The organism is Streptomyces sp. NBC_00440 (assembly GCF_036014215.1).
In the GTDB taxonomy this organism is placed as follows: domain Bacteria; phylum Actinomycetota; class Actinomycetes; order Streptomycetales; family Streptomycetaceae; genus Streptomyces.
This window is the reverse complement of sequence record NZ_CP107921.1, coordinates 6,559,456-6,582,788: the sequence shown is the minus strand read 5'-3', so window position 1 is coordinate 6,582,788 and position 23,333 is coordinate 6,559,456. Positions and strand designations below refer to the sequence as shown.

At 69.4% G+C, this 23,333-nt stretch carries 21 protein-coding genes; 10 read left to right on the top strand and 11 right to left on the bottom strand.

Annotation, left to right across the window (positions count from 1 at the left end; all coding sequences use genetic code 11):
* Positions 1-7: 7 nt before the first annotated feature.
* Positions 8-1,603: a hypothetical protein gene (locus OHB13_RS29355; protein ID WP_328379055.1), complete on the bottom strand. Its 1,596-nt coding sequence runs from the start codon at positions 1,601-1,603 to the stop codon at positions 8-10.
* An 88-nt stretch (positions 1,604-1,691) separates the two neighbouring features.
* Here OHB13_RS29355 and OHB13_RS29350 point away from each other — a divergent pair, with 88 nt between their 5' ends.
* Entirely contained in the window at positions 1,692-2,414 is a 723-nt protein-coding gene (locus OHB13_RS29350; RefSeq protein WP_328379054.1) for a TetR/AcrR family transcriptional regulator, read from the top strand.
* 219 nt (positions 2,415-2,633) lie between these two features.
* On the opposite strand, the gene OHB13_RS29345 is transcribed toward OHB13_RS29350, so the two are convergent.
* From OHB13_RS29345 to OHB13_RS29335, 3 genes are all read right to left on the bottom strand, one after another.
* On the bottom strand, positions 2,634-3,008 hold the full coding sequence (locus tag OHB13_RS29345) for an SH3 domain-containing protein (RefSeq protein ID WP_266851949.1): 375 nt from the start codon (positions 3,006-3,008) through the stop codon (positions 2,634-2,636).
* Between the two features lie 298 nt (positions 3,009-3,306).
* Positions 3,307-4,113, bottom strand: coding sequence for an ABC transporter permease (locus tag OHB13_RS29340; RefSeq protein ID WP_328379053.1), 807 nt, complete (start codon positions 4,111-4,113; stop codon positions 3,307-3,309).
* Positions 4,114-4,296: 183 nt separating this feature from the next.
* Positions 4,297-4,815, bottom strand: a complete 519-nt coding sequence (locus OHB13_RS29335) for a hypothetical protein (protein WP_328379052.1) — start codon at positions 4,813-4,815, stop codon at positions 4,297-4,299.
* Between the two features lie 198 nt (positions 4,816-5,013).
* Here OHB13_RS29335 and OHB13_RS29330 point away from each other — a divergent pair, with 198 nt between their 5' ends.
* The 6 genes from OHB13_RS29330 to OHB13_RS29305 all read left to right on the top strand — a co-directional run bounded on the left by OHB13_RS29330 (position 5,014) and on the right by OHB13_RS29305 (position 10,462).
* Positions 5,014-6,135, top strand: a complete 1,122-nt coding sequence (locus tag OHB13_RS29330) for a PP2C family protein-serine/threonine phosphatase (RefSeq protein WP_328379051.1) — start codon at positions 5,014-5,016, stop codon at positions 6,133-6,135.
* Positions 6,136-6,581: 446 nt separating this feature from the next.
* Positions 6,582-7,739: an ATP-binding protein gene (locus OHB13_RS29325; protein WP_266851956.1), complete on the top strand. Its 1,158-nt coding sequence runs from the start codon at positions 6,582-6,584 to the stop codon at positions 7,737-7,739.
* Entirely contained in the window at positions 7,736-8,146 is a 411-nt protein-coding gene (locus tag OHB13_RS29320; RefSeq protein WP_328379050.1) for a roadblock/LC7 domain-containing protein, read from the top strand. Before OHB13_RS29325 ends, OHB13_RS29320 begins: the two co-directional genes overlap by 4 nt.
* Complete coding sequence (locus OHB13_RS29315) at positions 8,143-8,523, top strand: DUF742 domain-containing protein (RefSeq protein ID WP_266851959.1); 381 nt, start codon at positions 8,143-8,145, stop codon at positions 8,521-8,523. The genes OHB13_RS29320 and OHB13_RS29315 overlap by 4 nt, the downstream gene beginning before the upstream one ends.
* Positions 8,498-9,088 (top strand): GTP-binding protein, encoded by a 591-nt coding sequence (locus OHB13_RS29310; RefSeq protein WP_328379049.1) that lies wholly within the window; start codon positions 8,498-8,500, stop codon positions 9,086-9,088. Before OHB13_RS29315 ends, OHB13_RS29310 begins: the two co-directional genes overlap by 26 nt.
* Before the next feature lie 12 nt (positions 9,089-9,100).
* The gene (locus tag OHB13_RS29305) at positions 9,101-10,462 is read left to right on the top strand and encodes a cytochrome P450 (protein ID WP_328379048.1); all 1,362 of its coding nucleotides are present in this window, start codon (positions 9,101-9,103) and stop codon (positions 10,460-10,462) included.
* Between the two features lie 8 nt (positions 10,463-10,470).
* Here OHB13_RS29305 and OHB13_RS29300 read toward each other — a convergent pair whose 3' ends face one another.
* From OHB13_RS29300 to OHB13_RS29285, 4 genes are all read right to left on the bottom strand, one after another.
* On the bottom strand, positions 10,471-12,396 hold the full coding sequence (locus OHB13_RS29300) for an acyl-CoA dehydrogenase (protein ID WP_405945297.1): 1,926 nt from the start codon (positions 12,394-12,396) through the stop codon (positions 10,471-10,473).
* 558 nt (positions 12,397-12,954) lie between these two features.
* Positions 12,955-13,788, bottom strand: coding sequence for an alpha/beta fold hydrolase (locus OHB13_RS29295; RefSeq protein WP_328379046.1), 834 nt, complete (start codon positions 13,786-13,788; stop codon positions 12,955-12,957).
* A gap of 1 nt (position 13,789) precedes the next feature.
* Positions 13,790-14,188: a RidA family protein gene (locus tag OHB13_RS29290; RefSeq protein WP_328379045.1), complete on the bottom strand. Its 399-nt coding sequence runs from the start codon at positions 14,186-14,188 to the stop codon at positions 13,790-13,792.
* A 34-nt stretch (positions 14,189-14,222) separates the two neighbouring features.
* Positions 14,223-15,332: an acyl-CoA dehydrogenase family protein gene (locus OHB13_RS29285; protein WP_266851969.1), complete on the bottom strand. Its 1,110-nt coding sequence runs from the start codon at positions 15,330-15,332 to the stop codon at positions 14,223-14,225.
* Positions 15,333-15,420: 88 nt separating this feature from the next.
* Between OHB13_RS29285 and OHB13_RS29280 the strand changes: the two genes are divergently transcribed.
* Both OHB13_RS29280 and OHB13_RS29275 read left to right on the top strand, forming a co-directional pair.
* The gene (locus tag OHB13_RS29280) at positions 15,421-17,019 is read left to right on the top strand and encodes an AMP-binding protein (protein ID WP_328379044.1); all 1,599 of its coding nucleotides are present in this window, start codon (positions 15,421-15,423) and stop codon (positions 17,017-17,019) included.
* Positions 17,020-17,092: 73 nt separating this feature from the next.
* The gene (locus OHB13_RS29275) at positions 17,093-17,935 is read left to right on the top strand and encodes a GNAT family N-acetyltransferase (RefSeq protein WP_328379043.1); all 843 of its coding nucleotides are present in this window, start codon (positions 17,093-17,095) and stop codon (positions 17,933-17,935) included.
* Here the strand turns inward: OHB13_RS29275 and OHB13_RS29270 are convergent.
* Together OHB13_RS29270 and OHB13_RS29265 are read right to left on the bottom strand one after the other, a co-directional pair.
* A complete protein-coding gene (locus tag OHB13_RS29270; protein ID WP_328379042.1) occupies positions 17,928-20,246 on the bottom strand; it encodes a bifunctional salicylyl-CoA 5-hydroxylase/oxidoreductase in 2,319 nt (772 codons plus the stop codon). The two genes, OHB13_RS29275 and OHB13_RS29270, sit on opposite strands and share 8 nt — an antisense overlap.
* Positions 20,231-21,058, bottom strand: a complete 828-nt coding sequence (locus OHB13_RS29265; RefSeq protein WP_266851977.1) for an enoyl-CoA hydratase family protein — start codon at positions 21,056-21,058, stop codon at positions 20,231-20,233. The genes OHB13_RS29270 and OHB13_RS29265 overlap by 16 nt, the downstream gene beginning before the upstream one ends.
* Before the next feature lie 267 nt (positions 21,059-21,325).
* Between OHB13_RS29265 and OHB13_RS29260 the strand changes: the two genes are divergently transcribed.
* On the top strand, positions 21,326-21,757 hold the full coding sequence (locus OHB13_RS29260) for an ATP-binding protein (RefSeq protein WP_328379041.1): 432 nt from the start codon (positions 21,326-21,328) through the stop codon (positions 21,755-21,757).
* Here the strand turns inward: OHB13_RS29260 and OHB13_RS29255 are convergent.
* On the bottom strand, positions 21,729-23,195 hold the full coding sequence (locus tag OHB13_RS29255) for an amino acid permease (RefSeq protein ID WP_328379040.1): 1,467 nt from the start codon (positions 23,193-23,195) through the stop codon (positions 21,729-21,731). The genes OHB13_RS29260 and OHB13_RS29255 overlap by 29 nt on opposite strands.
* Positions 23,196-23,333: the final 138 nt, after the last annotated feature.

The window sequence follows — 23,333 nt, the reverse complement described above, 5'->3', positions numbered from 1 at the left end:
AGTGGAACTAGCGGCCGGTCCTGTCGTGGACCCGGACGATGCCGCTGTACGTGGAGATGTAGGCGGAGCCGTCCGGACCGAGGGTGATCGGGGACCAGTTGTTGTTGTAGGCGTCGCCCGTCCCGGTCAGGATGCGGAAGCGCGTCTTACCGGTGCGCCAGTCGATGGCGCTGAGGTACCAGGCGTCGACCCCCTTGCTGCTCTCCGGCTTCGAGTAGGCGTACAGCAGGCCGTTGGAGCGGGAGAGCTTGGTGACGACTGTGGGGGACTGTTCCTTGCTGGTCCAGGCGACCTTGCAGCCGGTGCCCGCCTTGTTGACCTCGATCTTGGTGATCCCGCCGGGGGTGCTCCGGCCGCCCTGGGTGCTCTTGGTGGATGTGTAGCCGTAGTCGTTCTCCACCGAAAAACCGTTGCCCCAGGCGGTCAGCGAGTTTTCGGTGGCGCCCGCGCCGGGCCGGAAGACAGGAACGGAGCAGACCAGGCGGTTGCCGTTGACGTGGTTGCCGCGCCGGTAGACCAGGACGTGCATACGGGGATCGGCGTTGTCGGTGATGCCTGCGTACTTGTTGCCGAGCAGGGCGGGCGTCGCGCCTGTGCCCTGGTTGATCTGGCCGGGCTTGGTGCGGGTCCCGCGGTCGTACGTCTCGCGCCAGTCGGTCCGCGGCGTACCGTCCGGCCCCGCATGCATCTTGTACAGGGCGTGGTCGGTGGCGATGAATGCGCCGTCGGGGCCGGTGGAGAAGGAGTTCTCGATCTGCTCGCCGTGGAGGTCGACCGTCCGGACGGTGCCGGTGTCCGCGTCGACCGTACCGACGCGGCCGTGGTCACTGACCCACCACATCAGGCCCTGGTAGTCCACCTGGACCGCGGTCACCGGGTCGCACTCGCCCTTCGGGTCCGGGTCGGCTGCGGTGGCGCAGGTGTGCGACAGGTACGGGCGCAGGTCCCAGTTGTCCGACTGCTTGAACTCCCAGCGACCGGAGGATATGTGATTCACCGTCAGTCGCTGGATGTGCTGGTCGGCGCTCGCGATGACGATCCGGTCGCGGTTGTCCAGGTAGTAGTAGGAGCCCGAGGTGTCGGAGAACATCAGGGCGGGGTTGCCGGTCGCGGCCGCCTGGTAGGTGGAGGGCCGCACCGGGAGCGGGTAGGAGGCCAGGTCCTTGAGGGTGGCGGGGTCCTCCAGCCGCAGGGTCGGATGGTGCGAGGCGCCGCCGCAGTTGAGGACCATCAGCCCGTTGCGAAGGAACGTGGCCGTGGCGCACTGGGCCGGGTCCTTCGGGTCGGTGACCTTGCTGGAACCGGTCACCCCGGGGTGGCGTCCCAACGGACCCCCCTGCGGCTGGGTGTTGCTCGCATAACTGTCGCCGTGCATGGCGCTCCGGCCGTCCTGCGCCATGAACGGGTTGTGGACCTCGCTGCCCGGCACCGCGTGCGGGCTCGCCGGGCGGCCGGTGGAACCGGGGGCCCGGCTCGGGCCGGGGCCGCTCAGCAGTGGCCCGGCCTGCGCCGCTCCGGTGCCGGCGAGCACCAGCGCGGCGGCACCGGCAGCCGATGCGGCCAGGGTCGCGACGCGACGCAGTTTCGAGGTGGGGGATTTCATGGGGGATCCTTCCCTGGCGCTCAGAAATAAGGCGAGTGCCTTAGCAAGGTACACCAATCTTTAAGGCGGGTGCCTTATAATAGGATCCATGACCAGAGGAAGCACGACACGCGAGGCCATGGCCGAGGTGGCCCTGCACATGTTCGCCGAGCGGGGGATCGACGCCGTATCGCTCCGGGAGATCACCGCGGCCTCGGGTCAGCGCAACAAGTCGGCGGCCCAGTACCACTTCGGCAGCAAGGAACAGCTAGTCCGGGAGATCTTCGAACGCCATACGGGGCAGGTGGACATCCGCCGTCAGCACCTGCTGGCCACCCTGTACGAGAACGGCCGGGAACCCTCCCTGGAAGAACTGGCCGACGCCCTCATCCGTCCGCTGGCCGGCGCGCTCATCGAGCAGGAGCACAGCCATTACGCGCGCTTCCTCGCCCAAGTGGCCACTCCCCCATGGACGGTGGCCCTCGTACCGGCCGATCCAGCGGCGACACAGAGCGTGCAGACCGTCTTCAGCGCAATCGCCCGCCTCCTGGACGACCTGCCCGAAACCATCCTGCGCACGCGGCTCGCCCTGGCCATGATGCTCACCGTCCGCGCCCTGGCCGCGTGCGAGCACGCCATGGAACAGAGCGGGTCCGACAACGCGCGGCGGGTCGCGCTGCTCACCGCAAACCTCATCGACAGCACCATCGGAATCCTGCGGGCACCCGTGTCCGAGGCCACGCGAAGCCTTCTCCCCCCGGACCCGGAGCCGGTGACCCGCGATGACGACTGGCCCTGGCACCTTCTCATCGGTGCCGAAGCGGGGTTCTGACCACAGAACTCGATGCCGCCGTTGGGGCCCTCGCCCGGCCGGACCGCACGGTGCGGGCGGCGAACGCCCTCGTCGGAGAATTCCGTATCAAAAACGCTTCGTCGCCGGCCCCCTGGAGCACAGGGCCGGCGACGAATGCAACAGCGGCAGATCAAGCCCCTTGCGCAATATGGCGCGACAGCAGGAATGTCACCGCACAAGGGGTGTTTCCGCTCGGGTTCAGCAGAAGCGCGGAATGGCACCGATGTTGGTGATGTACCGCGCCGACACGAAGTTACCGCGGGGCGTCTTGTACCACAGGTTGTTACCCGCGACGTTCTGGCCGTGCACCTTGCACACGATCTCGATGATCGAGTTGTGCGAGTAGGAACCGACGACCCGGAAGCGCTGGCTGGGGCCGCTCCGCACCAGCACGCCCGTCGGGGAGATCACACGCCCCTTGTAGAAGGACTTGGCCGCGACAGTCATCTGGCCGTTGCTGGCCGTGCCGTTGCTGAGGTCGCCGGCCAGAGCGGGACCTGCGGCCACGCCGACGGCCATCACACCGGCAGTCAGCGCCATGACGAGCTTGCTGGTCTTGGGCTTGGGGAACACGCATTGCCTCCACGAGGTCACAGACCGATGGGTAGATGCCGTGAGGCGACGTCCCCGTACATGCGCCGACACGAACGGCTCACTGCTCGCACAATCCGCCGTCGAACGGCCCACAGAGGGAAATGAATCGCCTCAGCAAGAGGAAGCTACTGCCACCACCACAGCAACCGTCCGAACACGCAATTCAACACACAGCGCGATCTCCTGAATGGGCGTACGGCATTGATCCGTTCGAGGTAATTCGACTGTGCAGCCGGATCTCCTGGACGGATCAGCGGGCTCCAGCAATTCCGCACGGTCAGGAGGCTCGCCCGGTCTCCGCCCGCGCCGGGCGGAACAGGCGCCGACGAGCTATCAGTTCGACGGTCACGGCAACGGCGACGGCCTGCACAGCCATGAGGGCGATCAGGACGAACAGCTGCGCAGCGCCGGCCATCATCGGGCTCGCACCCCCAAGGAGCATGCCCACGAACGCCCCGGGAAGGGTGACCAGCCCGACAGTACGCGTCTGATCCAACCCCGGAAGCAGGGCGTCGGATGCCGCGGGACGCGCGATCTCCATCCGCGCATCCCGGTCGAAGAAGCCCAGCGCCATCGCAGCCTCGACCTCTCCCCTGCGCTGTTCCAGCTGGTCCAGGGCGCGGCGTCCCGCGAGCACCGTCGCGGTGAGGGCGCCGCCGATGAGAATGCCGGTGATCGGAATGAGTACGAGGCCCTTGAGGGGAACCAGCCCCGTCAGCAGCAGCGCGGTCACCGTGGGGACGACGCCGGCCGCAAGGGGTGCGGCCGTGAGCCACCAGGTGTGGTTGCTGGTCAGCCGTCGGCCTGCCGTGCGTACGGCGACGGTGAACATCACGACCAGGAACGCTGCCAGCCCGGCCACCCTGGTGACCGCCCAGGTGATGATCAACGACACCACGGCGAGCTGGGCGGCCGCGCGCACTCCTGCGACCAGGATTTCCCGGGGACGCCCGGCCGGGGAATCAGAGGAATCAGGGGACAGCCGGAAGAACCAGGCGACCCCCGCCGCCACCGCCAGCAGCACCACCAGCAGGACTCCGAGGGTGATGTTGACCGGCAGAAGAGATCTCGCACTCAGGGTCACATGCCTCACCGTAAGGGGCACCACCGGCGCGACCCAGCCCGGGCTGGAGCATCACGTTCCACAGCCTCACATCACGGTGGAACACGGCCAGTTCGCGGCCGTCGCCAGCGTGCCGGCCGGCGATCCGGTCCGGCAGCCACAGCGCGGCAGCGGATCACGCCCGGCTTCCGAACGGCCGCTCGCTCAGTGGCTCAGGATGTTCGCCGCCACGATCAGAAGCCCGATCAGCATGTCCACGCCACCGGTGCGGGACGCCCTGCCCCAGCTGCGGCCCGCCACACGTGCGGCCCAGAGCCCCCAGCCGAACAGCGCCACCGTGTTGATGCCGAGGGAGAACGCGATGGCGGATTCCTCCCCCCACCAGCCCGCGTGCGCGCCGAGCAGGGCGGCCACCGTGGGCAGCACCGCGGCGGCCAGCGGCCACTCGGTGAGCACCGACCGTACGGTGCTGCTGGTGACCGGCACTCCGTCGGCCTTTCGGTGGGCGATGGCATGGGCGTAACCGTGCGCCGCCGCCGACGCGAGTGACGTGAGCAGAACCCAGAGCGCGTCGTACCCGGGGTCCGGGCTGCCGTTGTCGTTGTCCAGAGCGGCGGCCAGTGCGCTGGCGAGGATCGTTCCGTAGATGCCGCCGAACAGGAGCCGTTGCAGTGGTTCGGCGCGCCGGGCCGGGGACACGGGAACACTCGGGCTGGCGGGCAAGGCGCATCCTCCATGGCGAACGAGTCAGTCGATCGATACAGGGATACAACCCCATACCGTCGTGATTCCCCCGTATCTGCGTGCGGGAGCCGCTCGGTCCGGCAGCGGCTCACCCCGGAGCGCGGCGGCACGGCGGCACGGCGGCACGGCGGCACGGCCACGGGGAGCGTGAGCGGCCCGTGTGCGGTATCCAGAGATATGAGCCCGCTGCGGATACTGCGCCCGCTCCACGAGGACCTACCGCGCCCGAAAGCGCTCATCGCGGTGCCGTTCGCCCTGATCGCCACCGTCACGGTGCTGGACATCCTCGCGCCACCGGACGTCCACCTCGGCCCTTTTCTCGTGGCGGCTCCGGCGATCACGGCGTCGTTCGCCGGACCCCGTATGACCGGCTTCGTCGGTGCGGTCGCGGTCCTGGCCCAGTCGCTGGTGGGCATCGCGCGCACCAGCATCAACGACCTCAATCACACGTACCAGATCGCCGCGCTGTTCCTGATCTCCGTCTTCGTCACCTTCTTCGCCCATGTGAGGGAGCAGCACGTACGGGAGATGTCGCAGCTCCGCTGGGTGGCACAGGCGGTGCAGCGTGTGGTGATGCCCGCGCTGCCCGAGCGGAGCGGGACGCTGCGCATCGCGTCGCGCTATCTGGCCGCCGAGGCGGAGGCGCAGCTCGGCGGTGATCTGTACGCGGCGGCCCGCACGACCTGGGGCACCCGCGTGATCGTCGGAGACGTACGCGGCAAGGGACTCGACGCGATGGGCGAAGCCGCCCAGGTCCTGGGCTCCTTCCGGGCCCTGACCCACCAGGAACCCGGACTTCCGCAAGCCGTGGCCCAGTTGGAGGCCGGGGTCGCCGCGTACGCCGACGGACTACCGCCCTCGGAGGGGGACGCGGAACGCGGTACGGAGGCGTTCGTGACCGCTGCCGTGCTGGACATCCCGGACGCCGACCCGGAACTCCGTCTGGTCAGCTGCGGGCATCCGCCGCCCCTGCTGCTGCGGTCCGGCCGGGTGCTCTCGCTCGACGTCCGGGAGCCCGCACCGCCGCTGGGGCTGGGGGCGCTGGCCGGGTCGGCCTTCACCGCCCAGACGTTCCCCTTCGGCGCCGGCGACATCCTGCTCCTGTACACGGACGGCGTCATCGAGTCCCGCGACGGGGCAGGCCGCTTCTACCCGCTGCCCGACCGGATCGCAGCGTGCCGCGCCGACGGACCGGACGCGCTGCTGGAGGATCTGTGCGCCGATCTGCTGCGTCACGCCGACGGCAGCCTGGGAGACGACGCGGCCCTGGTGGCCATCGAACGGCTCGCCGCACCCTGACGACACGGCCGCCGGACGGCCCCGGCCGAGGCTTCCCCGGGCCCGGCCCATGCCCGCGGACATTCGTCCCGAAGAATTCACAATCATGATCAATCGGGCACGTCCGGCAAATAGTCAACGCCCACAAGACCCCATATGAGCACCTTGCTGAATTTCCGTCAGATGCCAGAAAGATAACGCTTCCCCGGGATCGTCACCCCATCCCGTGGTGCTAAGATCATCACGCTTGCCAGGCGGTACCAAACCCGCTATGGCGCTTAATTGCGCAGCGCGTCGGGCCAGAATTCCGCCACCCCGGGGGGAACTTTGCCATCAGCCGGGCCTTTAAAGGCAGTCGGGCAGGAGAACGCGCGCGACCGATCCCGTATGTCTGCGGCCACGAGTGCACTCGACCGCGCCCCCGAGACATTCAGAGCCCGGCGGCCCCGCCACCCGAAGAGAGCCCTATGACTCAGTACCTCCAGGATCCAGCACTCTGGGCTTTGATAGCTGGTACTCCTGTCGCCGCTACCGCGATCGTTCGCGGAAGAAAGTCGATTTCCAAGCTCCGTACGGAAAAGCAAGAACTCAGAAGCCACTACGCCACCCTGGAAGAACACTACGCGGAATCCGTGGAAGAGGCGAAAGAGCGGGCCGAAGAAGCCACCAAGACCGCTCTGAAATCCGCCATGCGGACGCTTCAGGGTCTTGCGAGTGAGCAGCAGCTCGCCATTTCGAAACTCCAGGGCAAGTACGGCGAACTCCAGATTCTCCAGGACCTCCTGGACATCGACCACATGAATTCCCAGTTCGCACGGCGCGCCCAGTCCATTGCCGTGCTCTGCGACGGCTGGCTCGGCCGTCAGCGCGCCGACGCGTCGCTCTACGACGTGGTCCGCAGCGCGAAGGGCCGTATCCGCCACTTCACCCGAGTGGAGATCCGGACCCAGAGTCATTTCGCCATCGTGAGCCGCGCCGTCGAACCGGTCGCGCTGACACTCGCGGAGCTGCTCGACAACGCCACCAGTTACTCGGCGCCGGAAACCATGATCGAGATCAACATCCGGCCGGTTCCCAAGGGCGTCTGCATCATCGTCGACGACGCCGGTGTCGGCATGAACGAGGAGGAGAAGAGCCGCGCGGCCAAGCTCCTTTCGAGTGAGCGCTCCCCCGGCGTCGCGGGACTCGGCAACCCGCCGCAGTTCGGATTCACCGTGATCGGCGTGCTCGCCGCACGCTACGGATTCAGTGTCTCCGTGGACACCACGTCGCCCTACGGCGGTGTGCGCGCGGTCGTGCTCCTGCCCGACGACCTCCTCACGTCGATGCCGGAACCCGCCCCCCAGCCCCAGGCGAAGGAGATTCCCACCGTGGCCGCGTCCTCCCCGATGCCGCCCGAAGAGGATCCGGCGGCAGCACCGGCACCGGCTCCCACGACCACCTTCGGCGGCCTCCCGAAACGCAGCAGAAGGGGGCCGATCTCCATCGTGCCGGAAGCCGACGCCGGGGCCGCCCCTGCCAGGTCGACCGAGCAGATCGCCTCCGTGATGGGGGCGTTCCAGCGGGGGACCCAGTCGGGACGCCGTTCCACCAGTGCAAGCAGCGAAGGGCCTGAGACTCAGTGAACTACGACCTGTCATGGATGCTTGACAGCGCCCTGGAAGTCCCCGAAGCGCGGCACGCGATCCTCGTCTCGGCGGACGGCCTGCTCATGGCCCGCTCCAAGGAAGTCGGCAAGGACCACGGCGACACCATCGCCGCCGCGATGAGCGGGATGCAGTCCCTGAGCCGCACGGTGGCCGACTTCTGCGGCCGCCCGCCGAACGGCCGGCCCCAGTGGCGCCAGACGCTGGTCGAGTTCGAGCACGGCTGGGTGTTCCTCATCTCCGCAGGCGAGGGCGCCTACCTCGCCGTTTCGGCCTCCCCCGAGGTCGACATGGCGGAGATCTCCTTCCGTATGCAGCAGTTGGTCGGCCAGCTCGGCAAGGCACTGACCAGTCCTCCGCGCGAGATTGCCGACGCCGACGCATGACGACGACAGAGGAGCCGGACCAGGAGCCGGAAGCCCCGCAATTAGTGCGTCCGTACGTCATCACCAACGGCCGCAGCCTGGTGGACGATCACGAGTTCTCGCTGATCACGCTGATCACCGTGGCCGAGAACTGCCCCGCGATCGGCCATCTCGACCCGGAGAAGCGCCGGTTGGTCGAGCTGTGCTCCGGGGGGTACCTCGCGGTCGCCGAGATCGCGGGTCACACCCAGTTGCCCGTCGGCATTGTCCGCGTCCTGCTCGCCGATCTCACCGATGCGGGATACCTCTACACGCGCAAACCCATTCCGCGGGCCGAGCGTGTCGAACGACGCATACTTGAGGAGGTGCTGAATGGCCTTCAAGCCCGTTTCGGATAGCGGGGTCTATCTGAACGAAACCGTGCAGACCGCGGCGAAGATCCTGGTGGTCGGGCACTTCGCCGTCGGAAAGACCACATTCATCGGAACCATGTCGGAGATCCCTCCGTTGCGGACCGAGGAAGTAATGACGCGGGCCGGCGAGGAGATAGACGACCTCAAGGGAACGCGCGGCAAGACCACGACAACCGTCGCGATGGACTTCGGCCGGCTCACGCTGAGTGAGAATTTGGTGCTCTATCTCTTCGGAACACCGGGACAGCAGCGTTTCGTCCAGGTATGGGAAGACATGTCGCGCGGGGCGCTCGGCGCCCTCGTACTGGTCGATCCCGAGCGGCTTCAGGAGTCGTTCCCCGTGATGGACCTGGTGGAGCAGTACGGCATTCCGTACACCATCGCCGTCAACCGGTTCGACATCGGTACGAAACACGAGGACACGGAGATCAGAGAAGCTCTCGACCTGCTTCCCGAGACACCTCTGGTGAGTTGCGACGCGCGCGATCAGCGCTCGTCCGCGAATGCTCTGATCGTCCTCGTGCGATACCTCCAATCCCGTCTCACCTAGGAGTTCCACCCCATGCGACCCCCCTCGGAGTCCTCCCCGCCACCCGGCTGCCCGGCGCACGACACCGGCCACCGCACCGCCCTCTACACGCAAGAATTCGCCAAGGACCCGCAAGGCCACTACAACTACCTGCGGAAGTTCGGCCCCGTCGCACCCGTCGAGCTGGCCCCGGGTGTGGACGCTTCGCTCGTCACCGACTACGCCGCAGCGCTCCAGGTGCTCCAGAGCCCCGACACCTTTGTCCGCGACTCGCGGCGCTGGCGCGCGCTGAACGAAGGAGAGGTGCCGCTGGACAGCCCCGTGCTGCCGATGATGGCGTACCGGCCGGGCCCTCTGTTCGAGGACGGCGCACGGCATTTGAGGCTCCGTCAGGCAGTGACGGACAGTCTGGCGAAGCTCGATACACACCAGTTGACCCGGATGGTGGAGCGCACCGCCACCTATCTGATCAGTCAGTTCAGTGGGCGCGGCCAGGTCGATCTGATCGGCGACTATGCGCGCCTTGTGCCGCTGCTGGTCTTCAACGATCTCTTCGGCTGCCCGGGCGATCTGGGTGACCGGGTCGCCTTCGGCATTTCCGGCATTTTCGACGGGACCGACGCACAGCGGGCGAATGATGTCCTCATAGAGGCGCTGCTGGAGCTGGTCACGCTGAAGCGGACCCAGCCCGGCGATGACATCCTCACCCACCTGCTCCAGCATCCGGCGGGGCTGAGCGACGAGGAGATGATCCCCCAGCTCATCCAGCTCATCGGCGGCGGCTTCGAGCCGATGTCGAATCTGATCGGAAACGCCCTGCGGGTCCTGCTCTCGCAGGGCCAGGCCGACGGTCCGCAGGCCGGCATCGTCCTCGTCGAGGACGCCATCAACGACGTTCTCTGGAACAGCTGCCCCATAGCCAACTACGCCACGCACTTCCCCCTGTATGACGTCGATCTGGCGGGCAGCAGGCTGAACGCCGGAGACCCCGTACTCATCTCCTTCGCCGCCGCCAACTCCGACCCGAGCCTCGCCGCAGGCCGTGGGACGGTGAGCAGGCGCGCCCATCTGGCCTGGGGTGCGGGCCCGCACGCCTGCCCGGCCAAGGACCCGGCGATGATCATCGCCGTGCAGGCCATCGAGAAACTGCTCAACGAACTGCCGGATATCGAGATGTCGGTGGATCCTGACGCTCTGGCCTATCGGCCGGGCCCCTTCCACCGGGCACTCAGCATCCTACCCGCCCGGTTCACCCCGGTCCGGAGCACGCTGCCCCGAACCAGCAGCAGCACAGCCGCGGTTCGCAGCCCGGGAGGCCGCCCGGCGGAGGCAGCGCCTGCCGCCGCGCAGAAGGGCAAGTTCTGGAGCGGGTTCCTGACCTGGTGGAAGGGATGACCGCGCCACTACCGCGTGGCGGGCGCCAGAGGGCTTGATCTGCGCAGGTGCCACGTGGACCAGGTGTCTTCCTCGTCTCCGATCCGTCCGCCACTGGCGATCGGCACGGCGGCGAGGAATTCATCCGGCAGGTCAAAGGCGTCCACCAGGGTCAGCATATGAGGTGCGAGCGCGGCCATGACGTCGGTCGTGGCATCGGGGAACGCGCGGACATGGCCGGCGGTCAGATGGCCGTCGGCGAGCAACTCCCCGGTATGGGCGCTCAACTGGCGGAGCAGGAACAGCCTGCACAAGTCCTCCAGCAGGGTTCGTGCCGTCGGATCCGTCGCCCGTGCCGCGGCAGCGATGAACGCGTCGGCAGCCCGGCGGCAGGCGTGCGCCGAGACCATCTCCAGAGCCGGCGTGGACGCCGCGTTCCAACGTCCGAGCGGATCACCCGCGGGGCCCCGGCGCAGAGCGGTCCTGGCCCGGCCCTGTGCGGCGGACTCGACCTCCACGAGGAGAGCACGCAGAAAGGCGAGGTCGGTCAACGACCTCTGGACCAGGGGCACATGGGGCAGGTGGTCCTGTTCCACCTCATGGCCGAAGATCATTTCGGCCCCCGCCTTCACCCAGATGACAAGATTGTCGCCTTCCGCGGTGATGCCACCCTCTATGTTCAACGGCAGATCCGAAATCCCGTTGACCGGGAAGAGCCCCTGCGCCCCGCAGCGCTCCCGGGACTCGATCGCGATCGCCCGGGCCTGCCAGCTGATCCAGCCCTTCGCGACCGCGACCAGACGCTCGGTCTCCGTCCGGTTCTCCGCCGTGTGCCCGACCCACTGAGAGACGACCTCCCGGTGAAGGAACGTCATGGCGTACGCCGTCGCTGTCGCGTCGAGCAGCCTGCCGTGGTGGCTGCGATGCGCCACCAACGGCACCCGCTCGCCGAGCCTCGGCCCGCTGATATGCCGGGTATGCGCGTGCCGCACGGCAATGGTCAGCGCCGCTCGCGACATCCCGAGGGTGCCCGCGCTCATGCATAGCTTCCCGCTGGTCACCCGCCCGATCGAATGCAGGAACCGCTTTCGCGCGCTGCCCAGGCTGCTGTGCAGTGTCCCGTCCCGGTCGAGACGGCCGTGCTCCGCCTCCAGCAGAGCCTCACGTGGTAACTGCACTTGGTCGAACGAGGTGAGGCAGTGGTCCACCGGGGTGCCGGTACGGTCCGGAAGCTCCCGGACATGGACCCCGGGAACACGGCCGTTGTCATCACTCAGCGGCGTCAGGAAGAGGAAGCACCCCTGGTCCACTCCATCGACCAGCAGCCTCGCCGCGACCACCGCGCTCTTCGGACCGCCGGCCAGGCTGGTGTTCGGCATGAACTTCTGGGCGCCCGGCGTGGGGGTGTGCAGGACGAACCCGCCGGTCTCCCAGTCGAGTTCGGCGGTTGTCCCCAGGGCCGAAGCGTCGTTGCCGTGGTCCAGCTCCGTACAGAGGAACGTCCCTATGCGGCGCATCGACGTAAAATCGGACACATCACGCCCGGCGGTGCCGGCACGCTGATCCAGCAGGCTCCCCAGGAACAGGTTGTAGTGGATGCTCGCCACGGTGCAGAGGCCGCCGTCCACCACCCCGGTCCACTCGTGCAGCGCGGCCAGCCGCCGGACGTCGAAAGCCAGATCCGCGGCATCACCGGCCGCATCGTTCACCAGACGCAGCCGTGAGTACGAGAGCTGAACACGTTCCGCCGGGGAGAGCCCGGGCCGGTGCCGAAAGCTCTCCGTGGCGATGAGGTCCCGCCAGGCTCCATGCACCCGGGCCTGGTCCTCACCGTCGAAGAGGAGATGGGCCAACTCGCGGCTCCGGGCAGAGGCATGGGCCACGCCCCGCTCCTCCGGCAGGCGGCTCCGTTCCGACACGACTTCAAGGAGACCCTTGTCATGGAGTGGCTGCATGGTCACGAAGTACTCCGCAAGAACGCTTTCGCCAGTGAATAGAAAGTTGAAACAAGTGAATACCCGCCGCCATCTCTTCTCCAGGTCTCGCGTGGTTTTTTTTTGAGTGGAAGATCACTGGGGAAATGGCTTGAGCAATGGTGACGCCTCCATTACCCTCGGCGCTCGCGTGACTCCAGTGCGTAAGATGACAGATCGGGCAAAAATGGTATTTTGAGCGAATACCGCCGGGTGGCGAGCGATGTTTATCCATCGGACCTCGCAGGGTATTCTCCTCTGTGGCCGTGCGAGACATCGTCTCACCCGCCGCATAAAGCACCGTACCCAGGGGGCGGTAGCTCCCGGCGTCGTCTTTAATTTAGACTCTCAGGTACAAGGATTCCCTGTAAAGGAAATAGCGATCGGACAACTTTCGGGCGATATGGTGAATCCTTGCAATTTCGGGGACTTCCGGGCTTGTCATGCCATCGCGCTGAAACGCACCGGCTCGCGAAGCCGTGCGGCAGCGCCGCGCCACCGCGAACCGCGCGGGCAGGCCCCCTCCCGGCGCAGCCGCCTTCAGCCAGTGCCGGCGATGAACTCCCGCAGTGCGGCGATCAGTTGCTCCGGCTGGTCCTCCGCGATCAGCGTTCCGCTGTCCTCGATCTCCAGGAGCCGCCCCTGCGGCAGCAGTTCGGCGAGACGACGGCCGTGGGCCCGGGGCATCATGCGGTCCTCCAGCGCCCACACCACCAGCGCGGGTCTGTCGAACGTCCGCAGTCCCTCCGCTGCCTCCAGCAGCTCCGACTTGCGTACGCCCAGACCGTAGCGGCGGAAGTCCTCGCGGATCGCCCTGTCGGTGCGGAGCGGGCGGAGCCAGCCGTTGACGATCTCGTCGGGCACGGGCCGCTTGGTGAGCGCTCCGAAGCCGACCGGCAGACGCCGCAGCGGCTTGATCGCGAGGGTATGGACCAGCAGCGGGATGCCGCCCGGCATCCGGCAGGCCAGTACGAGCAGCTTGCCCGGGATGCCCGGCGGGTAGTTGTCGAAAGCCTCGCAGGAGATCAGGACCAGCCGGGCGAGCCGCTCCGGGTGCCGGGCTGCGACGGACTGGGCGCGGCCGCAGTCGTTCTCGACGAGGGTGACGTCCCGCAGCTCCAGCCGGTCGAGGAACTCGGCGATGAGCTCCGCCACCGAGTCCGGTGTCAGCGGTACGTCGCGGCGCATGGGGGTGCGGTGTGCGCCGTACGGCAGGGTGGGCGCGAGCACCCGGTGGTCGGAGCGCAGGCCGTCGATCACCTTGCGCCAGACGGTGGCGTCGTGCACGAGCCCATGGAGGAGGACGACGACGGGGCCTGAGCCGCCGGTGTCCACGTAGTCGACGGTGCCGGCGGTGAGTGTGATCTCGGGCATGTCAGGACAGTACGGCGACTCCGTCGATTTCCACCATCGTCTGCTCGTCCCAGAGCCGCGTGGCGCCGATCACCGCCATCGCCGGGTAGTCGCGGCCGGCCAGCTTCCGCCAGATACGGCCCAGTTCGGCGGCGTGCGCGCGGTAGTCGGCCACATCGGTGGCGTACACCGTGACACGCGCGAGGTCGGCCGGATCGCCGCCCGCGGCGCGCAGCGCGGTGAGCAGGTTCGACAGCGCCACCTCGAACTGGGCCGCCAGGGTGGTTCCGGTGACCTCCCCCGCACCGTTCAGCGCAGTCTGCCCCGCGAGGAACACCAGCCGGGTACCGGTGGCGGCGACGGCGTGGGAGAACCCGGTGGGCGGGGAGAGCTCCGGCGGGTTGACTCGGTCGAGGCTCATGCGTACAGCTCCTTGGCGTCGGCTCGGTCGGGACTCATCGGTACAGCTCCTTGGCGATGATGGTCCGCTGGACCTCTGTGGCGCCCTCGTAGATCCGCGGGGCGCGGACCTCGCGGTAGAGGTGTTCGAGGAGGTGGCCGCGCTGGAGGGCCCGGGCGCCGTGCAGTTGGACCGCGGTGTCCACGACGTACTGGGCGGTCTCGGTGGCGAAGAGTTTGGCCATGGCGGAGCGCTTCGCGATACCGGGGTCGCCCGCGTCGCAGGCGGCCGCCGCCGCGTGGACCAGCAGGCGTGCGGCCTCGGTGCGGGTGGCCATCTCGGCGACCTGGTGGGCCACCGCCTGCAGGTCCTTCAGCGGGCCGCCGAACGCGGTACGCCGGGAGGTGTGGCCGATGGTCGCGTCCAGGGCCGCCTGTGCCATGCCGACGGCGAAGGCGCCCACGCTGGGGCGGAAGAGGTTCAGGGTGTTCATCGCGACCCGGAAGCCCCGGTCCGGCTCGCCCAGGACGTCCTGCGGCCCGACCGGCACCCCGTCGAAGTCCAGCGTCCCGATGGGGTGCGGCGAGAGCATGTCCAGCCGCGAACCCGTCAGCCCCGGGCGGTCGGCCGGCACCAGGAACGCGGTGATCCCCCGGGCACCGGCGCCCTCGGTCGTACGGGCGAAGACGGTGTAGAAGTCGGCGTCGGGGGCGTTGGAGATCCAGCACTTCGTGCCGGTCAGCCGCCACCCTCCGCCGTCCGGTGCGGCCTTGAGCTCCAGGGCCGCGGCGTCGGACCCCGCGCCGGGCTCGCTCAGCGCGAAGGCGGCGACGGCCCGGCCCGCGATCACCTCGGGCAGCAGCCGCTCGCGCTGGTACATGGTGCCGGCCTGGACGAGGGGGTAACTCCCGAGGCCCTGGAGCGCGAGCGCGGTCTCCGCCTCGGTGCAGGCGTACGCGAGCGACTCGCGCAGCAGGCAGAGGTCCAGCGCGCCCGCCCGGAACAGCCGCTCCAGCAGGCCATGTTCACCGAGGGCGGCGACCAGAGGGCGGTTGACACGGCCGGGCTCCCCGGCCGCGGCGAGCGGGCCGAGCCGTTCAGCGGCCAGGGTGCGCAGTTCGGCGCACCACTTGCGCTGGTCCGGGTCCAGTGCGAATGCGGTCATCCCCGATCCCCTCTATCGTGAACCGTTGACTGTCGTCACGCAAACGATACGCTCCATGTGCGATGCCGCCTAAGGGGGCGATCCTGTGATGGAGCTGAAAACCTCAGCGCACGTCGACACTTTTCCCCGCGACCAGCTGCCGCCCGCCGACCAGTGGCCCCGGCTGCTCCTCGATGACCTTCCCGGGCCGGCGTATCCGGACCGGCTCAACTGCGGGGCGGAGCTGCTGGACCGGACCGTCGAGCGCTTCGGCGCCGACCGCCCCGCCTTCCGCACCGGCGCCGGTGAGCTCTGGACGTACGGCGAACTCCGGGCCGAGGTCGGCCGTATCGCCCATGTCCTCACATCGGATCTCGGCGTCGTGCCGGGGAACCGGGTGCTGCTGCGCGGTCCCACCACACCCCATCTCGCCGCCTGCTGGCTCGCGGTGGTGAAGGCGGGCGCGGTGGCGGTGACCGTGCTGGCCACCCAGCGCCCGCACGAACTGGCCGAGGTGTGCTCCCTCGCCCGGGTCAGCCACGCGCTGTGCGACATCCGCGCCGTCGACGATCTGGTGAAGGCGGAGGTCCCCGCGCTGCGGATCACCACGTACGGCGGTGAGGGGCCACAGGACCTGCTGCGGCTCGCCGCGGCCAGACCCGATGTGTACGAGGCCGTCGCGACCTCCGCCGACGACGTGGCGCTGATCGCCTTCACCTCCGGCACCACCGGGCGGCCGAAAGGCTGTATGCACTTCCACCGCGATGTGCTGGCCGTCGCGGACACCTTCGCTCGGTACGTGCTGAAGCCCCGCCCCGACGATGTCTTCGCGGGCAGCCCGCCGCTCGGTTTCACCTTCGGCCTGGGCGGTCTGGTGGTCTTCCCGCTGCGCGCGGGCGCCTCGGCCCTCCTGCTCGAACGGTCCGGGCCGCGCCAGCTGCTGCCCGCGCTCGCCACGCACCGGGTGTCGGTGCTGTTCACGGCGCCGACCGCGTACCGCGCGATGCTGGACGAGCTGGACTCGTACGACGTCTCGGCACTGCGCCGCTGTGTCTCGGCCGGGGAGAATCTGCCCGCGGCCACCTGGCACGCCTGGCACGAGCGGACCGGACTGCGCATCATCAACGGCATCGGGGCGACGGAGCTGCTGCACATCTTCATCTCCGCCGCGGACGAAGCGGTGCGCCCCGGGACGACGGGGGTTCCGGTGCCCGGCTGGCAGGCCCGGGTGGTGGACCGCTCCGGCCGCCCGGTGCCCGACGGCGAGCCGGGCCTGCTCGCGGTGCGCGGTCCGGTGGGCTGCCGCTATCTGGCCGACGAGCGCCAGTCGGAGTACGTACGGGACGGCTGGAACCTCACAGGCGATACGTATCTGCGTGACGGGGACGGCTACTTCACCTATGTGGCACGCGCCGATGACATGATCATTTCCGCCGGGTACAACATCGCGGGCCCCGAGGTCGAGGACGCACTGCTGCGCCATCCCGACGTCCTGGAGGCGGCGGTGGTGGGCCGCCCGGACCCGGAGCGGGGGCAGGTGGTGGTGGCGCATGTGGTGCTGCGCGAGGGGGCGGCGCGGGAGGCGGAACCGCTGCGGGAGTTCGTGAAGTCCGAGCTGGCTCCGCACAAGTGCCCCCGGGAGGTGGTGTTCGCAGGGTCACTGCCGCGGACCGGGACGGGCAAACTCCAGCGGTTCCGGCTGGGGTGAGCGGGTTGACGGCGCAGCCCGTCGCCCGGAAACCCGCGTGCCTCCCGCGCCGCCGCCGCGCACCATGTGCTGCATGACATGGACCTTCACCCACGATCTCGACAGCTTTCTCACCACGGCGGAGCCCGCCGCCGCCCTGCACCCGGCCGGGAACACGCTCGTGCTGACCATCACCGCTGCACTGAAGCGCCATGGGTTGCGCTTCTACGGGGACGGCGCCCCGCTCTTCGGCTGGTGGCGGTCCCCGGCCGGCGTGGTGGACGGTGTCATCGTGTGGACGCCGCCGCACCCTCTGCAGGTCGGAATGGTGCCCGACGAAGCCGTGCTGTCGCTCGCGAACGCCTTCGAGGAGTGGGGGGTGAACGCCGTCAACGCCGAACGGGCGGTGGCCGATGCGCTCACCGCCTCGTGGCCGGATCGGGCCATCGCACAGGAGCAACGCCTCCACCGACTGGCCGAGTTGACCCCGCCGTCGCCCTGCCCGGCCGGACAGGCCCGTACCGCCACAACCGCCGACCATGAGCTGCTGGTGGAGTGGCACCGCGCGTTCGGTCGCGACACCGGACAGCCGGTGGCCCGGGCGGAGAGCTCCGTCGACGACCGGATCTCGTACGGCGGACTGGCTCTCTGGGAGCACCGGGGCGTCCCGGTGTCCATGGCCGGGATGACCCGCCCCACCGCGGGCACGGTGCGCGTCGCCCCCGTGTACACCCCGCCCGGCCTGCGCGGTCGCGGCTACGCGGCGGCGGTCACCGCGCACATCAGCCGGGCGGCGCTGGACGCGGGCGCGGCCGATGTACTGCTCTTCACCGACCTCGCCAACCCGACCAGCAACGGCGTGTACCGGCGCATCGGATACCGGCCCGTGGCCGACCGGGCCGTTGTCACCAGGACGGCCGTCCCTACCGTCACTTGAGCGTGAGCCTCGGCTTCGGGGCGTCCGTTCTGCCGGTCCTCGGCGCGCGGCTGCCCGCCCGGTACGGGAGGGGCCAGGGGGCGGCCGGGCCCTCGTAGCCCTGCTCCGCCGCCGCGTGCAGGGTCCAGTGCGGGTCGTACAGATGCGGGCGGGCCAGCGCGCAGAGGTCCGTACGGCCCGCCAACAGCAGCGAGTTGACGTCGTCCCAGGAGGAGATCGCCCCCACCGCGATCACCGGGACGCCCAGTTCGTTGCGGATGCGGTCGGCGAACGGGGTCTGGTAGGAGCGGCCGTAGGCGGGTTTCTCGCCGGGGACGACCTGCCCCGTCGAGACGTCGATCGCGTCGGCCCCGTGGGCCGCGAAGGCGCGGGCTGTCGCGACCGCTTCGTCCGGTGTCGTACCGCCGGGTGCCCAGTCGGCGGCCGAGATACGGACCGTCATCGGCCGGTCATCGGGCCAGACGGCCCGCACCGCGTCGAAGACCTCCAGGGGGAAGCGCAGCCGGCCCCGGAGCGGGCCGCCGTAGCCGTCGGTGCGCAGATTGGTGAGCGGGGAGAGGAAGCCGGAGAGCAGATAGCCGTGGGCGCAGTGCAGTTCGAGCAGGTCGAAGTCCGACCGTGCGGCGCGGCGGGCCGCCTCGGCGAACTGTTCGCGCACCGCGCTGAGTCCGGCCGCGTCGAGTTCCGCCGGGAGCTGGCTGACGTCCGGCAGGTACGGGAGCGGGGACGCGGCCGACAGCGGCCAGTTGCCGTCCGGGAGCGGCTCGTCCATGCCGTCCCACATGAGACGGGTGGACCCCTTGCGGCCGGAGTGCCCGAGCTGGACGCCTATCGCGGTGCCGGGCGACTGCTCGTGCACGAAGGAGGTGACGCGGCGCCAGGCCGACGCCTGTTCGCCGGTGTAGAGGCCGGTGCAGCCGGGTGTGATGCGGCCCTCGGGGCTCACGCACACCATCTCGGTCATCACCAGACCGGCACCGCCGAGGGCGCGGGCGCCCAGGTGGACGAGGTGGAAGTCGCCGGGGACACCGTCGTGTGCCGAGTACATGTCCATGGGCGAGACGACGACGCGGTTGCGCAGTTCGAGACCGCGCAGCCGCAGCGGGGTGAACATCGGCGGTGTGCCGTCCCGGCAGCCGAAGTCGCGTTCCACCGTGTCCGTGAAGGCGCGGTCGCGGAGCCGCAGATTGTCGTGCGTGACCCGGCGGCTGCGGGTCAGCAGGTTGAAGGCGAACTCCCTCGGTGGCTGGCCCAGATACATGTCCAGCTGCTCGAACCACTCCAGGCTGGCTCGTGCCGCCCGCTGGGTGGAGGCGACGACCGGGCGGCGCTCGCTCTCGTACGCGGCAAGGGCCGACGGCAGGTCGGGCTGCTCCTCGATGTTCGCCGCCAGCGCGAGCGCGTCCTCGACGGCGAGCTTGGTGCCGGAGCCGATGGAGAAGTGCGCGGTGTGGGCGGCGTCGCCGATCAGCACCGTGTTCCCGTGCGACCAGCGGTCGTTGACCACGGTACGGAACGCGGTCCACGTGGAGTTGTTGCCGGTGAGCGGCCGGCCGCCGAGCGCGTCGGCGAAGATCCGGGCGCACCGCGCGGTGGACTCCCGCTCGTCGCACCGGTCGAGTCCCGCGGCCTGCCAGACCTCCTCGCGCATTTCGACGATGACGGTGGAGTCCTTGGGCCCGTACGGGTAGCCGTGCAGCTGCATCACACCGTGCTCGGTCTCGGCGATCTCGAAGCGGAAGGCGTCGAAGGCGAAGGGCGCGGAGAGCCAGATGTAGCGGCAGCGGTGGGTGGTGACGCGGGGCGCGAAGACCTCGGCGTAGGCCCGGCGGGTGGCGCTGTGCACCCCGTCGGCGGCGACCACCAGGTCGTGGGTGGCGGCCAGTTCGGCGGGGGGCGGCGCTTCGGTGCGGAAGCGGATCCGTACCCCCAGCTCGTGGCAGCGCTCGTGCAGGATCTCCAGGAGGCGGCGCCTGCCGAGCGCCGCGAAGCCGTGACCGCCCGAGGTCAGGGTGGTGCCGCGGTGGACGATGTCGATGTCGTCCCACCGTACGAACTCGTCCTGGAGCGCGCGGTGGACGGCCGGGTCCGCCTGCTCGATGCCGCCCAGGGTCTCGTCGGAGAGGACGACGCCGAAGCCGAAGGTGTCGTCGGGGGCGTTGCGCTCCCAGACGGTGACGGACCTGGCGGGGTCGAGACGTTTGAGGAGGGTGGCCGCGTAGAGACCGCCGGGTCCGCCGCCGACGACCGCGACCCGAAGGGCGGCGGAGCGCTCCCCCTTACCGGCCGCCACGGCTACCTGCCCTGCCACTTGGGGGGCCGCTTCTCGGTGAAGGCGGCGTGGAACTCGGCGTAGTCCTCGCCGTTCATGAGCAGCGCCTGTGTGGTGGCGTCCAGTTCGACGGCGGCGGCGAGCGGCATGTCGAGTTCGGCCGTGAGCAGCGCCTTGGTCTGCGCGTACGCGAGCGCCGGGCCCTCGGCGAGGCGGCGGGCCAGCGCGGCGGCCCGCTCGCCCGCCCGGCCCTCGTCGGCCAGTTCGCTGATCAGGCCGATCCGCTCGGCCTCGGGCGCCAGGACGGGCTCCCCCAGCATCAGCAGCCGGGTCGCGTGCCCGAGGCCGACGACGCGCGGCAGCAGATAGGCGGCGCCCATGTCGCCGCCGGACAGCCCCACCCGGGTGAAGAGGAACGCGAAGCGGGCGGTCGGGTCGGCGACCCGGAAGTCCGCGGCCAGCGCGAGGACGGCGCCCGCGCCCGCGGCGACCCCGTGCACGGCGGCGATCACGGGGAAGGGGCACTCGCGCAGCGCCCGGACGACCTGTCCGGTCATCCGGTTGAAGTCGAGCAGCTGGGCGGTGTCCAGGGCCAGGGTGGCGCCGATGATCTCCTCGACGTCGCCGCCCGAGCAGAATCCGCGGCCCTCGCCGGCGAGAACGAGCGCCCGTACCGACCGCTCGCGGGACAGTTCCGCGAGCAGGTCGCGCAGATCGGCGTAGGCGCCGAAGGTCAGGGCGTTCAGCTTCCCGGGCCGCGCGAAGGTGACGGTCGCGACCCCGTCCTGCCTGGTCACACGGAGATGGTCCCAGTGCTCCACAGAGTCTGCTGAGCCGGAAAAGGGGCTCATGGTGTGCGGCCTCCTTCGGTCGGGGGACTCGTCCGAAGGCCGGTCGGAGACCCGGTGAAAGAGCGGCGTTCGCCTTTAAATTATCACTCGTACGTGACTACCGTCACGAGTACGCGATAACAAGATGGTGAGGCTTCCCGCCGGAAGTCCGGTCAGAATGTGGCACAGGTCCCATTTCCTCCCGGCCGCTGCCTCTACTCGCAACGCCTCCGGCTCCGTATCGTTGAAATCAGGACAACCCCCTCCACACCGAACGGAACACCAGCCGTGCCGGACACCTCGCGCCCCGCCTCGTGGCGCATCGCACTGCCGCACACCGCGGCCGCGGTGCCGATAGCTCGTGCGCTGATCCGTACCGTGCTCGCCGACCTGGAGGGCGAGGACGCCGCGGACTCCGACACGGCCGAGCTCCTCACGTCCGAGCTGGTCGCCAACGCCGTGGAGCACACGGTCGGCAGCGACCCCATAGAGCTGGTCGTGGAGGTCCTGCACACCGGCTGCCAGGTCGAGGTGCACGACCGGGACCCGGTGGCACCCGGCGAGCTGACCCGGACGCCGCCGACAGGCCCGCCCGACCCCATGCAGGAGCACGGCCGCGGCCTGCTGCTCATCCGGACCCTCAGCTCGTCCTACGGCCACCGCCCCACCGAGCACGGCAAGGCCGTCTGGTTCACCCTGCCGGCGGGTCCTGGCGACTGAGCTGCTGCGCTCCGAGCCGGGAGCGGCGGCGCCCGTAGGCGGCGTAGACGGCCGCACCGGCCAGCAGGAAGCCCGCGAACTGGAGCCAGGTCCGCCAGCCGGTCCCGTACATCAGATACGCGCAGAACCCGACCCCCAGGACGGGACTGACGGGGAACAGCGGCACCCGGAAGGTGCGCGGGAGCGCCGGGTGGCTGCGGCGCAGCGCGATCACCGCGACGTTCACGGCCACCATCGTGGCCAGCGCCCCGATGGTCGTCAGGTTCACCACGACGTCGAGCGAGGAGAACGCGGCGGGAACGGCGACCACGGTCGCCACGATCCAGGTGTTGGAGACCGGCGTCGAGGTCTTCGGGGAGACCTTCTCGAAGACCGCGGGGACCAGCCCGTCGCGGGACATCGACATCAGGATGCGGGTCTGCCCGTACATCACGGCGAGCACCACCGATGCGATGGCGACGACCGCGCCGAACGCGATGACACCGCCGCCGACCGATGAGCCGGTGACCTGGTTGACGATCAGCGAGAGCGCGGCGGGCCGGTCGGCGACGGCGGGCGCTCCGAACGCGCCGATGGCCGCCACGGCGACCGCACAGTAGAGCACGGTGACGATGCCGATACAGATCATGATCGCGAGCGGGATGTTGCGCCGCGGGTTCCTGACCTCCTCGCCGGCCGTGGTGATGGCGTCGAAGCCGATGTACGAGAAGAACGCGATCGAGGCGCCCGAGGTGATGCCTCCGATGCCGTCGGGTGCGAACGGCACCAGATGGCCGTGACGGAACGCGGTGAAGGCGATGGCGCAGAAGGCCAGCAGGATGCCGATCTTCAGTACGGCCATCGCGGCCGTGGCGCGGGCACTCTCCCGGACACCGCGCACCAGCAGGACGGCGGCGAGTCCGATCACCACGACGGCGGGCAGATTGATCACTCCGCCGTCGGCCGGACCGCTGGAGAGCACGGCGGGCAGCTGCCATCCGGTGACGCTGTTCAGCAGCTCGTTGAGGTACTGGCTCCAGCCGACGGCGACCGCGCTCACCGAGATGCCGTACTCAAGGAACAGACACCAGCCGACCAGGAAGGCGGTGCGCTCGCCGAGCGTGGCGTACGCGAAGGAGTACGAGCTGCCCGACACCGGGATCGCGCCGCCCAGCTCGGCGAAGGAGAACGCCGTGAAGACGCAGGTGATCGCGGCGAGTACGAACGAGACGATGACGGCGGGACCCGACTTGGCCACCGTGTCGGAGAGGCCGACGAAGATCCCGGTCCCGACGATGGCCCCGACGCCGAAGCACACCAGCTGGAAGAGCCCCATCGTGCGGCGGAGGCCGTGCCCCTCCAGATCCGCGCCGGATTCGGCGATCAGAAGCTCGGGCGACTTGACGCGCAGCCCCGGCCGACGGGGCGGCCGGGGTCCTGCGAGGTGGGGGGAACGCATGGGGGCGGGTCTCTTTCCGGACGTGCGCGGAGCGGCGCGCACAGCAGCACACACAGCGAAATGGGGTTCGAGCGTGCGAGCTCGAACCCCACCAATGGACGACATAGTAGCCGCCCTATCGCATATTCACCCAATTGG

What these genes read in the sequence shown, in the direction of transcription:
- OHB13_RS29355 (WP_328379055.1), bottom strand. Translation starts at nt 1,603, where the DNA reads ATGAAATCCCCCACCTCGAAACTGCGTCGCGTCGCGACCCTGGCCGCA.
- OHB13_RS29350 (WP_328379054.1), top strand. Translation starts at nt 1,692, where the DNA reads ATGACCAGAGGAAGCACGACACGCGAGGCCATGGCCGAGGTGGCCCTG.
- OHB13_RS29330 (WP_328379051.1), top strand. Translation starts at nt 5,014, where the DNA reads ATGAGCCCGCTGCGGATACTGCGCCCGCTCCACGAGGACCTACCGCGC.
- OHB13_RS29325 (WP_266851956.1), top strand. Translation starts at nt 6,582, where the DNA reads ATGACTCAGTACCTCCAGGATCCAGCACTCTGGGCTTTGATAGCTGGT.
- OHB13_RS29315 (WP_266851959.1), top strand. Translation starts at nt 8,143, where the DNA reads ATGACGACGACAGAGGAGCCGGACCAGGAGCCGGAAGCCCCGCAATTA.
- OHB13_RS29310 (WP_328379049.1), top strand. Translation starts at nt 8,498, where the DNA reads ATGGCCTTCAAGCCCGTTTCGGATAGCGGGGTCTATCTGAACGAAACC.
- OHB13_RS29305 (WP_328379048.1), top strand. Translation starts at nt 9,101, where the DNA reads ATGCGACCCCCCTCGGAGTCCTCCCCGCCACCCGGCTGCCCGGCGCAC.
- OHB13_RS29300 (WP_405945297.1), bottom strand. Translation starts at nt 12,396, where the DNA reads ATGCAGCCACTCCATGACAAGGGTCTCCTTGAAGTCGTGTCGGAACGG.
- OHB13_RS29295 (WP_328379046.1), bottom strand. Translation starts at nt 13,788, where the DNA reads ATGCCCGAGATCACACTCACCGCCGGCACCGTCGACTACGTGGACACC.
- OHB13_RS29290 (WP_328379045.1), bottom strand. Translation starts at nt 14,188, where the DNA reads ATGAGCCTCGACCGAGTCAACCCGCCGGAGCTCTCCCCGCCCACCGGG.
- OHB13_RS29285 (WP_266851969.1), bottom strand. Translation starts at nt 15,332, where the DNA reads ATGACCGCATTCGCACTGGACCCGGACCAGCGCAAGTGGTGCGCCGAA.
- OHB13_RS29280 (WP_328379044.1), top strand. Translation starts at nt 15,421, where the DNA reads ATGGAGCTGAAAACCTCAGCGCACGTCGACACTTTTCCCCGCGACCAG.
- OHB13_RS29275 (WP_328379043.1), top strand. Translation starts at nt 17,093, where the DNA reads ATGACATGGACCTTCACCCACGATCTCGACAGCTTTCTCACCACGGCG.
- OHB13_RS29265 (WP_266851977.1), bottom strand. Translation starts at nt 21,058, where the DNA reads ATGAGCCCCTTTTCCGGCTCAGCAGACTCTGTGGAGCACTGGGACCAT.
- OHB13_RS29255 (WP_328379040.1), bottom strand. Translation starts at nt 23,195, where the DNA reads ATGCGTTCCCCCCACCTCGCAGGACCCCGGCCGCCCCGTCGGCCGGGG.